This window comes from Gilliamella sp. HK2, from assembly GCF_001690265.1.
Lineage (GTDB): Bacteria > Pseudomonadota > Gammaproteobacteria > Enterobacterales > Orbaceae > Gilliamella > Gilliamella apicola_C.
This window is the reverse complement of record NZ_LZGV01000027.1, coordinates 22,058-31,394: the sequence shown is the minus strand read 5'-3', so window position 1 is coordinate 31,394 and position 9,337 is coordinate 22,058. Positions and strand designations below refer to the sequence as shown.

Below are 9,337 nucleotides of genomic sequence, written 5' to 3'. Positions count from 1 at the left end.
ATTCTGGTCTTAATGATATGGTTAATAATCATTATATGCGTATTTTTGGTTCAGCAGTGCTTTTATCTGGCGTAACTGCGGGTATTTCGCACAGTCAAAATAAACATAACGACGATCGTTCTGCTAGTGGTGCACTGTCTGAAGCTCTGGGGCAACAACTGGGACAAACTACGATGCAGTTGATTAATAAAAATATGAATGTTGCCCCGACAATAGAAGTTCGCCCAGGTTATAGATTTAATATTGTTGTTACGAAAGATATGGTTTTTTCTAAGCCGTATAAATCATTTGACTATTAAGGATGGTATATATGAAAAGAATAGCTAATATGATAATTCTAATTTTTGCGTTAAATATTAATTTGAGTTCAGCGGGTATTCCTGTTATTGACGCTGGAAATTTAGCTCAAAATATATTAAGTGCAATGGAGGCGATCAATCAAACACTGAAACAAATAGAACAATATGAAACTCAATTGCAACAGTATGAAAATCAATTAAGAAATACTGCTGGTCCGGCATTCGAAATCTGGGATAAAGCAAATCAGACGATAGATAATCTAAATAATGCTATGAAAAAATTAGAATATTATCAAAATCAAATCGGTTCATTTGAACAATATTTAGATAAGTTTAAAAACGTAAATAGTTATCGAACAATGCCGTGTATAAATGATGGTAAATGTACAGCAGCTGATTTAGAAAATATCAATAAAATTAATGAGTTTAATATTGAATCAACAAGAAAAAGCCAAGAGGCTGCATTTGTTGCAATACGAGATCAGCAAAAAGCGTTGAACAACGATGCTAAACAGCTAACACGGCTACAAAATGCGGTACGAGGCGCTGATGGCCAGATGGCGGCGCTTCAGTATAGTAATCAACTAGCTAGTAATCAGGCAAATCAACTCATGCAAATGCGAGCATTATTAGTTTCTCAATATAATGCATTAATAACAAAAGAAGCGGCCGAAAATAATAAAAATGCTCAAGAATTGGCTATATCTAAGAAATTAAGAGCAGCAAGCAAACTAGGAAATTCGTCTGCGTCAAAAGGAATGTTAGGAATGCTAAAATAAGGTGGATCAGAATGAGACATAAATATTTTTTTTCCATTTTTCTGTTATTAATTTCATTTTCAAATAATGTACTAGCAGATATAGATAATAAAGGGATACTAGATAAAGTTTTAGAAAAGTACAAAGCTGTTGCTAGTTCATGGCAAGATGTTTTACTAAATAATGCGCTGTGGCTTTTTTGGTGCTTAGTTCTTATTTCGATGGTTTTTACATTTGTAATAATGCTGTTAAAAAATTCAGATATATCTGAATTGTTTACTGAGCTTGTCCGCTTCATGATTTTTACAGGATTTTACTTGTGGTTATTGAAAAATGCACCACAAATAGGTTCTTCAATAATAAAAAGTTTAAGTAAGCTTGCAGCAAATGCAGCAGGTATAACAGAAACTCCCTCCCCATCTTCTGTTGTTGACATTGGATTTAGTATTTTTGCAAAGGTCTTAGATCAGGGATCAATGTGGTCACCGATTGATAGTGCACTGGGCGTTGTGATAGGACTAGTTATTCTAACTGTTATTGCATTAGTAGCTATAAACATGTTGATATTGCTAATTACATCCTGGGTGTTGTTATATGCAGGGATATTTCTACTCGGATTTGGTGGTTGCAAATGGACTAGTGATATTGCGATTAATTACTATAAAACAGTTCTGGGTATATCAATTCAAATATTTACGATGATTTTATTGATCGGGATAGGTAAAACGTTTGTTGATGATTATTACCAATCTATGTCTGATTCAATAGACTTTGCCGAATTATCAGTGATGTTAATTGTTTCTATTGTTTTGTTATATCTTACTAATAAGCTTCCCTCATTAATGTCAGGTATTATCACTGGCGCTTCTGTTGGTGGAATGGGTGTAGGTAATTTCACCGCAGGAGCATTAGTAGGTGCTGCTGCGACAGCTGCGACAGGGATGAGTATGGCGGGTAAAGCATTTAGTAGTGGTGCTGCTAACATCGGTGGTGGAGGAAAAGCAATAATTGAAGCATTTAATGGGGCAAGTGGTTCTGATGATTCTGATAATTTTGATGCTCCTTTAGGTTCTGGTGGTTCTGGTGATAATTTTGATGGTTCTTTATCTTCAGCAATGGGAAGTAGTGATGAATCAGAATCTAGTTCTTCAAGCGCTTTCAGTAGTGATGAATCAGAATCTAGTTCTTCAGGCTCTTTCAGTAGTAATGGATCAGAATCTAGTTCTTCAGGCTCTTCCAGTAGTAATGGATCAGAATCTAGTTCTTCAGGCTCTTCCAGTAGTAATGAATCAGAATCTAGTTCTTCAGGCTCTTCCAGTAGTAATGAATCAGAATCTAGTTCTTCAGGCTCTTCCAGTAGTAATGAATCAGAATCTAGTTCTTCAGGCTCTTCTAGTAGTGATGAATCTGAATCTAGTTCTTTAGGCTCAAAATTAACTTCAGGAGTGAAAAATTTGATGGCAGGAGCAAGTGGATTGATTGAAGAAACATTTAACGCCAAAAAAGAAGCCTTTAATGAAAAAGTAGACAATACATTTGGTGGAAAAATAGCTAAACAAATAAAAAAAAATAGAGAGAATAAAAAATGAAATTAATTAAATTATCAATATTAATTCTAACAATGGTTTCAAGTTTTGTTTTTGCTTTACCTGGAGATGAACAGCTTACAGGGGACACAAAAACGGCATGTGAAGTTATTTTATGTTTATCATCTAGTACTCGACCTCCAGAATGTAGTGCACCCATCAGTAAGTATTTTTCAATCAAGATTTATCATCATGGTAGTTTCTCACCTAATCGAACAATTAAAGCAAGAAAAAATTTTTTAAATTTATGTCCAGTTTCTAATCAGAATAACAAAATGTCATCACTTGTAGATGCAATGTCAAATCAACTAGATGAAAATTTATGTAAAGCAAGAGAATTAAATAGAACTATCGATAAAGCACATGGCAAATACAGAACAACAGCAACATTACCAGTATATTGTAATGCGTTATTTAATCACGAATATACTAATTTAAAACGACCTAAATATACATGTAATAAAGAATTTTATGATGCCAAAGATTGGAGACGTGGTTATACAATTACTAAGAAATGGTTTAGAGAAATAAAAAAACCGATCAAAAAAACTTGTTGGATTGACTAATGGCAATAAATTACAATTTACCACCAACAGCACAAGCTCAAGTAGTTTGTGCTATTGCTGCTGCTACTCGATATTCGGTACCCGTGAACATTTTTTTAGCTGTTGTAGAAAAAGAAAATGGAAAGCCCGGACAATATGTTAAAAACAAAAACGGAACTTATGATATCGGACCTTTACAATTCAATACATCGTATATAAAAACATTATCAAAATACGGTATTACATATAAAAGTGTAGAGGGGCACCACGGTAGTTGCTATCCATACCATTTAGCAGCTTGGCGTATAAAACAACATATCAATAACGATAAAGGAGATATTTATCAAAAAGTCTCTAACTATCATTCAAAAACCGCAAAATTCAACGCTATATATCGAGCAGATCTAATTAAACGTTCTGAGAAGCTAGCAACATATCTAAATACGTATTTTGATAGTATTAATAAAATTGTTGTAACTCCCATCGAGGGGAATCAACATAACACAAACAAGTATGTAGAAAGAACAATTTATATTATCAGGAGGTAAAAAACAGCGGCAGTATAGAGTTTTTAAAATTAGCCGCTTTTTAATTATTGATTATGGTAATGATTCTAAATTAGAAATAATTCCATTGTCATTTTTATTATTTGTTGATTGCTTAATTTTTTCAGAACCTGTTGTTGGGCAACGTTTTTTTAATTCTTTTTTTGCGTTTTCATCAGTTAGTTGTGCATAATCACTACATTGAATTTGCGATGTTGTTTCTTTTTGTTCACAACCACTTAAGATCATTAATGTTAATAATCCCGTAACTAATAGTTTTATCATATATCTCTCCATTAAATTAACTAATGAGATAAATTTACTAATTTCTTTTTCATAGTAATACAAGTCTTAAGAAAAATCATTTTTTATTTTCATTTAACAAACATAATAAATATGTTGATACTGGTATAATTACATTTAAAATCAGAATTGTTAATTCTTGCATATTAATATTTAATGGGGAGTTAGAATTAGAATCGCTAAAAATTATAAAATTAACAATGCTAAATGTGAAATGACAGATTAGTAATCCAATAAAGTATAGTTTAAATTGTTTAAAATAGAACTTGTCTTTTTTGACAATTGATGTAATCATAATTCCAACAATTAGTATTGCATTAATAATAATTGAATATAGAGGAATTAATGGGATTGCATCAATAAAGAAATAAAGATAAAAAAATAAAGCTAGTAAAAAAAAAGTTTCCCATATCATCCAGCATAAAGCACTTAAAAATTTTTCCATTATTTAACTCCTTTGTTTAAATTTTCATTGTATCCCTATAAAATCTAAAAAATTTTCTTTACTGGTGTATGATTCTAATTCTTCTAATGCTGAAGATATAAGCGCCGTTATTGCATTTACATTTTCTTCAATAGTCATATTTGTATTATTGTTATTACATGCATTCATATATTTTTTTATCGTTTTTTTAGCAAATTCTACAAAATCATCCTCTGTTTTCATATACGATTCCTCATATAATTAATTTAAATTCATTATATCGAATTGTTTAATTAAAAGCTACTAATGAAAAATAAAGATTTCTGTTACAAAAAAAATAGATTATTAAAATAGGATATCAATTTTAGCGGCTAAAAATGTTAAACTAAGGCATATTGGATGGTTTGATAATTTAATCATTAAATGGTTTAGTACATTTACTAAAAACGGTCGTTTTTAAGAATTTAAAAATATTAGTGTTATATATAGATTGGTTTTTGTTTAATGAAACTAAGTTTTGATAATTCATATTTAAAATCCTTGATAATTAAAATTTAAACTTTTTTCAAAATATATTGATTATTTTCATATCCAACTACTTCTATTATTTCATTTATTCTTCTCCCTTGTTTCGTTCTTGTTATGTTAACTATTACATGTACTGATTCGGCTATAACTGGTTCAATATTTTTTGGTGCTGATTTATTTCTAGAAATTAGAGATTTTAATCGGGTCAAGCCTGATTTAGCAGTTGTTGAATGTAGAGTTCCAAGACCTCCGTCGTGACCGGTGTTCCACGCATCTAGTAGATCTAATGCTTCTTCTCCGCGAACTTCTCCAACTAATATTCTGTCAGGTCTCATTCTTAGAGTTGTTTTTAATAATTGTGTCATTGATATGTCTACTGTTGTATGATACTGAACTGAGTTTTTAGCTGCGCATTGTAGTTCGCCCGTATCTTCAATGATAATTATTCTTTCAGACGAATTTATTTTAACCATTGCATCTATCATTGCATTTAATAGCGTTGTTTTTCCGCTACCAGTGCCACCCACCACAAGAATATTTTTGTGATTTGCTATATATTCTTTAATTTTTTCACATTGATTCTGTGACATTATTTTAGCATCTACATATTGTTCTAATGTAAATATTGAAGTCGCCTTTTTTCTAATAGCAAAAGTAGGATTTAATACAACAGGCGATATTTGTCCTGCAAACCGTGATCCATCAAAAGGTAATTCACATTCTAAAATAGGGTTTTTACGAGTTAATTCTTTTCCGTGATAGCCTGCAATTGTTCTCATTATTGATTCAGCACGAGATGGATGTAAGCTTCCGACCATTTTCAGCCGTTCGCCTTGTTTTTCTTGCCAAATTGAAGAATCAGGATTCAATATTACTTCAACGGTGAGGGGGTCTTTTAGAAATGTGATTATCTCTCCGAGATCTCTTTCTAGTTTTATTAAAGCCCTTTTTTTTGTTGAGTCAATATTATCAGTTGTAGACGTATCCATAAATTTATCCAATATAATAGATATTATAACTATAATATACATTATATCGAATATAAATAAAATTATTAATTTATGTTTTACTTTTTTTCTTTATCTCATCTTGCCACTTTTTAACAATAAAAGCTTTATGTGCGGGTAATATTGCTGTAATTTTTACTGTGCCAGGAGGTAATGATTCAGGTTTTGTATAACTTAAACTTTTGAGATCTATATTTTCTGGTAATAGCATTTCATGTAAATGAACATTTAGCGAAATTGCAATTTTTTCTAAATTTGCTAGTGATGGATTTGCTTTACCGTTTGTTAATTCAGATATGAAAGAGGGGGATATGCCCGAAATTTCACTCAAATATGATTTTGTATATCCACGTTCTTTCATGATTTTCAGTAGATTAAATAAAAATATTTCACTATACATATATTTCTCTTTTAAATTTTAGCCGCTAAAATTTATTTTATTTGTTGGTAATTTTACACGAAATATTATTCATAAAAAAGCTATAAAAAATAATATTAATTCGATTTATCGAATGTTATAATTAAACTTTAAAATTTGTATTATGAGTTTAATAATTTTAAAATAAATTATTAAGTAGAACAATTTAATCTAATTAATATTGTTCATATACAGGGAAAATATTGTATGACAGATAAAAAAGAATCTAATGAATTAGCTGATAATACTCAGCTATCATTATTTCTCGTCGCACCATGGAACGATGAGATGAGAGGTATACCTAATGATTATGCTAGATCGGCAATATTTACTGTAAGAAATAAACGTGTAAAACGAGCTGCATTACAAAATCAAGCCATCTACAGTACTAATAAAAATGTAACGATCAGCTATACAGGCGTTGAATTGCGTGCTGAAGATGATGAGTTAGTCTGGCAGCAGGTTTTAGAATTTGCTAAAAGAACGGCTTTAGGAGAGTGGGTTGAATTTACATTTTATGAATTATGCAATGAAATAGATTGGCCGATCAATGGTGCATATTATAAAAAAGCGGAAGATTGTTTGTCGAGACTCCAAGCATCTGCCGTTCGATTTACATCAAATAGACCCGGATTGTATAAAAGTGATCTTGAATCAATTTCATTTTTAGAACGGTTTAGAGTTGTTAATCGAGGAGATAAAACGAAATCACGATGCCAAGTTAAAATATCGAAAGATATGGTAAATCTTTTTATGGGAAATCATTATTCCAGAATATCATGGATACAATATCGGAATTTATCTCCGATTGCTCGCCGAATGTATGACTATTTTTCAACTCATAGAGAACCATTTCCATTGGCGTTAGAGAATTTTAAATTAATTTGTTCATCTGATGTAAAAACGATGAAAAAGTGGCGAGAAATGACTAGAAAAGCATGTAAAGAGCTTGAAGAAAGTTCTTTGGTGAAATTTGTGTGGGTTGATAATGACTATATCAAATGCATTAGATAGCAGATAGTCTATTGATATTTGAGGGGCGCTTTTAGTTTTCAATATCAAATATTGACATTTGAGGGGCACTTTTAGTTTTCAATATCAAATATTGACATTTGAGGGGCGCGGTGCTACTTATATGAAATATTAAAATTATACCTAACGATGTGAACTTATTCACAATATCTGTGGATAAACCTGTGATTTACTATAGATGTTATTGATATTTGAGGGGCGCATTGATTGACATTTGAGGGGCGCATTGATTGACATTTGAGGGGCGCATGATTGACATTTGAGGGGCGCATGATTGACATTTGAGGGGCAGAAGAGTTATTTTTTTTAATAAAAATCAATTATTTAACACCTAGCTAACCTTTAACCTAAATAACCTAAAATAACCATTTATTTAACCGCCGCCTCAAATTGGCTAAAAAATAAACTAAACACTGTTTTATTGCTTATCCACCGTCGCCAAAGGGGGGTACCCCCCCTTTTCAAACCCGCCCGCTACGCTACGCTACGCTCCCATCCCCCCAGGGCTTCGCCCTCGCCTACGGCTCACCCTATAATAATGCCTGCCCAATTCCTGCGTTGCAGGGGGCAGAAAATAGTAAAAAAAAAGAATCAAACAAAAAATAACCAACATAACACAATAAAGTTAAAACACATTTTTACGCCAAAAAAGAAGTCCAAAAATGGATCGAGGATCTAATAATGATCCAACCGATCTTTTGGGAGTTTTTATATATTGAAAAAAACTATTTTAGCCGCTAAATATTATTGACTTTTTGAAAAGTTTAATTAAACTTTTATATAGTGAAAATAGAAAAAAGGGGAACTATGAAAAAATCTTTAACTGAAGAACAATTTGCTATTGCTATTAGCAAAATAAACATTAACAAAAAAACAAAAGGTATTGCATATCAAGTATTAGTAAAAGGCATTCGTCAGATTGACTTAGTAAAACAATTAGGAATGAGCAAGGGAAATATATCTCAGGCTGTTAATAAAGTTTTTAATGCATATAACAACAGTCAAGAAATACCTGACGGATATGAACGTGTGACTGTAATTTTACCAGAACACAAGGCTTTTATTGTAAAAAAATGGGAAAAAAAATAAAGGTTATCTTATGAAGATTGTATTATTTTCAAACCAAAAAGGCGGGGTTGGGAAAACATCTAGTGTTGTTCATTGTGGTTATTATTTTGCCGAAATTTGTAAAAAAACAGTTATTATTGATGCAGACGTTCAGGGAAATACCTCTTTTTCATTAGAATATTTTTCATCTAATAATGTTACTGCCAGCGATCTATTTATCAATAATATTTCCGAAAAACCGGAAAAAAACGTCGATTTATCAAAATTACCAACGAAAATGAGTAAAGCTAGTATAAAGAAACTCATTAATAACTTAACTTTAATTCAAGCCAGTGATCTATTAGTTGATATTGAACAAATGAATTTAAATACTGCTATTTTTAATTTCAAGAAAAATATAGAGTTTTTATCTAATCATTTTGATATTTGTTTTATAGACATCGGAGCAGCAGTTGGTGTCAAGTGGGCTGCTATTATGTCATCTATTGATTTTCTTATATCACCTATTGAATGTGAAAAATACAGTATAATGGGAATCGAAAAAACAATTTTAACGTTATCAAATTTTAAAAATATCAAATTTTTAGGTATTCTTCCTTGCAGAGTTGATTTCAAAAAGCCACGTCAAAAAAATAATTACAAAACTTTATTAGATGGGATACCTGAAATGTTAACGCCGATGAAAATTCATTCAAGAGATAGTATTGCTGAAGCATGTGATGAACAAATTCCGGTGTGGCGTGTTAATAAAAGCGCCGCTCGGCAAGCATCAAAAGAAATTAAATCATTATGTAAATATATTTTAGATAAAACGGGAATATAAA

13 protein-coding genes are annotated in these 9,337 nt (G+C 31.2%); 8 read left to right on the top strand and 5 right to left on the bottom strand.

Features of this window, described 5'->3' with window-relative positions; all coding sequences use genetic code 11:
- The 5 genes from A9G45_RS02950 to A9G45_RS02930 all read left to right on the top strand — a co-directional run.
- The coding region (locus A9G45_RS02950) for a TrbI/VirB10 family protein (RefSeq protein WP_304363966.1) at positions 1-299 on the top strand (299 nt) is incomplete at its 5' end.
- 11 nt (positions 300-310) lie between these two features.
- Entirely contained in the window at positions 311-1,078 is a 768-nt protein-coding gene (gene trbJ, locus A9G45_RS02945; RefSeq protein WP_065566806.1) for a P-type conjugative transfer protein TrbJ, read from the top strand.
- Between the two features lie 11 nt (positions 1,079-1,089).
- On the top strand, positions 1,090-2,646 hold the full coding sequence (trbL, locus tag A9G45_RS02940; protein ID WP_065566807.1) for a P-type conjugative transfer protein TrbL: 1,557 nt from the start codon (positions 1,090-1,092) through the stop codon (positions 2,644-2,646).
- The gene (locus A9G45_RS02935; RefSeq protein ID WP_065566808.1) at positions 2,643-3,209 is read left to right on the top strand and encodes a TrbM/KikA/MpfK family conjugal transfer protein; all 567 of its coding nucleotides are present in this window, start codon (positions 2,643-2,645) and stop codon (positions 3,207-3,209) included. Before trbL ends, A9G45_RS02935 begins: the two co-directional genes overlap by 4 nt.
- Positions 3,209-3,736, top strand: coding sequence for a hypothetical protein (locus A9G45_RS02930; protein ID WP_065566809.1), 528 nt, complete (start codon positions 3,209-3,211; stop codon positions 3,734-3,736). The genes A9G45_RS02935 and A9G45_RS02930 overlap by 1 nt, the downstream gene beginning before the upstream one ends.
- A gap of 51 nt (positions 3,737-3,787) precedes the next feature.
- Here A9G45_RS02930 and trbK read toward each other — a convergent pair whose 3' ends face one another.
- From trbK to A9G45_RS02905, 5 genes are all read right to left on the bottom strand, one after another.
- On the bottom strand, positions 3,788-4,018 hold the full coding sequence (gene trbK, locus A9G45_RS02925) for an entry exclusion lipoprotein TrbK (protein WP_065566810.1): 231 nt from the start codon (positions 4,016-4,018) through the stop codon (positions 3,788-3,790).
- 76 nt (positions 4,019-4,094) lie between these two features.
- Positions 4,095-4,481, bottom strand: a complete 387-nt coding sequence (locus tag A9G45_RS02920; RefSeq protein ID WP_065566811.1) for a hypothetical protein — start codon at positions 4,479-4,481, stop codon at positions 4,095-4,097.
- A 24-nt stretch (positions 4,482-4,505) separates the two neighbouring features.
- Positions 4,506-4,703: a hypothetical protein gene (locus tag A9G45_RS02915; RefSeq protein ID WP_065566812.1), complete on the bottom strand. Its 198-nt coding sequence runs from the start codon at positions 4,701-4,703 to the stop codon at positions 4,506-4,508.
- Positions 4,704-5,014: 311 nt separating this feature from the next.
- Positions 5,015-5,977, bottom strand: a complete 963-nt coding sequence (gene trbB / locus A9G45_RS02910) for a P-type conjugative transfer ATPase TrbB (RefSeq protein ID WP_065566813.1) — start codon at positions 5,975-5,977, stop codon at positions 5,015-5,017.
- 70 nt (positions 5,978-6,047) lie between these two features.
- Positions 6,048-6,395: a helix-turn-helix domain-containing protein gene (locus tag A9G45_RS02905; protein ID WP_065566814.1), complete on the bottom strand. Its 348-nt coding sequence runs from the start codon at positions 6,393-6,395 to the stop codon at positions 6,048-6,050.
- Positions 6,396-6,620: 225 nt separating this feature from the next.
- Between A9G45_RS02905 and trfA the strand changes: the two genes are divergently transcribed.
- The 3 genes from trfA to A9G45_RS02890 all read left to right on the top strand — a co-directional run bounded on the left by trfA (position 6,621) and on the right by A9G45_RS02890 (position 9,336).
- Positions 6,621-7,427, top strand: coding sequence for a plasmid replication initiator TrfA (gene trfA / locus A9G45_RS02900; protein ID WP_065566815.1), 807 nt, complete (start codon positions 6,621-6,623; stop codon positions 7,425-7,427).
- 825 nt (positions 7,428-8,252) lie between these two features.
- On the top strand, positions 8,253-8,534 hold the full coding sequence (locus A9G45_RS02895) for a TrfB-related DNA-binding protein (RefSeq protein ID WP_065566816.1): 282 nt from the start codon (positions 8,253-8,255) through the stop codon (positions 8,532-8,534).
- A gap of 10 nt (positions 8,535-8,544) precedes the next feature.
- On the top strand, positions 8,545-9,336 hold the full coding sequence (locus tag A9G45_RS02890; RefSeq protein WP_065566817.1) for a ParA family protein: 792 nt from the start codon (positions 8,545-8,547) through the stop codon (positions 9,334-9,336).
- Position 9,337 lies beyond the last annotated feature (1 nt).

What these genes read in the sequence shown, in the direction of transcription:
- trbJ (WP_065566806.1), top strand. Translation starts at nt 311, where the DNA reads ATGAAAAGAATAGCTAATATGATAATTCTAATTTTTGCGTTAAATATT.
- trbL (WP_065566807.1), top strand. Translation starts at nt 1,090, where the DNA reads ATGAGACATAAATATTTTTTTTCCATTTTTCTGTTATTAATTTCATTT.
- A9G45_RS02935 (WP_065566808.1), top strand. Translation starts at nt 2,643, where the DNA reads ATGAAATTAATTAAATTATCAATATTAATTCTAACAATGGTTTCAAGT.
- A9G45_RS02930 (WP_065566809.1), top strand. Translation starts at nt 3,209, where the DNA reads ATGGCAATAAATTACAATTTACCACCAACAGCACAAGCTCAAGTAGTT.
- trbK (WP_065566810.1), bottom strand. Translation starts at nt 4,018, where the DNA reads ATGATAAAACTATTAGTTACGGGATTATTAACATTAATGATCTTAAGT.
- A9G45_RS02920 (WP_065566811.1), bottom strand. Translation starts at nt 4,481, where the DNA reads ATGGAAAAATTTTTAAGTGCTTTATGCTGGATGATATGGGAAACTTTT.
- A9G45_RS02915 (WP_065566812.1), bottom strand. Translation starts at nt 4,703, where the DNA reads ATGAAAACAGAGGATGATTTTGTAGAATTTGCTAAAAAAACGATAAAA.
- trbB (WP_065566813.1), bottom strand. Translation starts at nt 5,977, where the DNA reads ATGGATACGTCTACAACTGATAATATTGACTCAACAAAAAAAAGGGCT.
- A9G45_RS02905 (WP_065566814.1), bottom strand. Translation starts at nt 6,395, where the DNA reads ATGTATAGTGAAATATTTTTATTTAATCTACTGAAAATCATGAAAGAA.
- trfA (WP_065566815.1), top strand. Translation starts at nt 6,621, where the DNA reads ATGACAGATAAAAAAGAATCTAATGAATTAGCTGATAATACTCAGCTA.
- A9G45_RS02895 (WP_065566816.1), top strand. Translation starts at nt 8,253, where the DNA reads ATGAAAAAATCTTTAACTGAAGAACAATTTGCTATTGCTATTAGCAAA.
- A9G45_RS02890 (WP_065566817.1), top strand. Translation starts at nt 8,545, where the DNA reads ATGAAGATTGTATTATTTTCAAACCAAAAAGGCGGGGTTGGGAAAACA.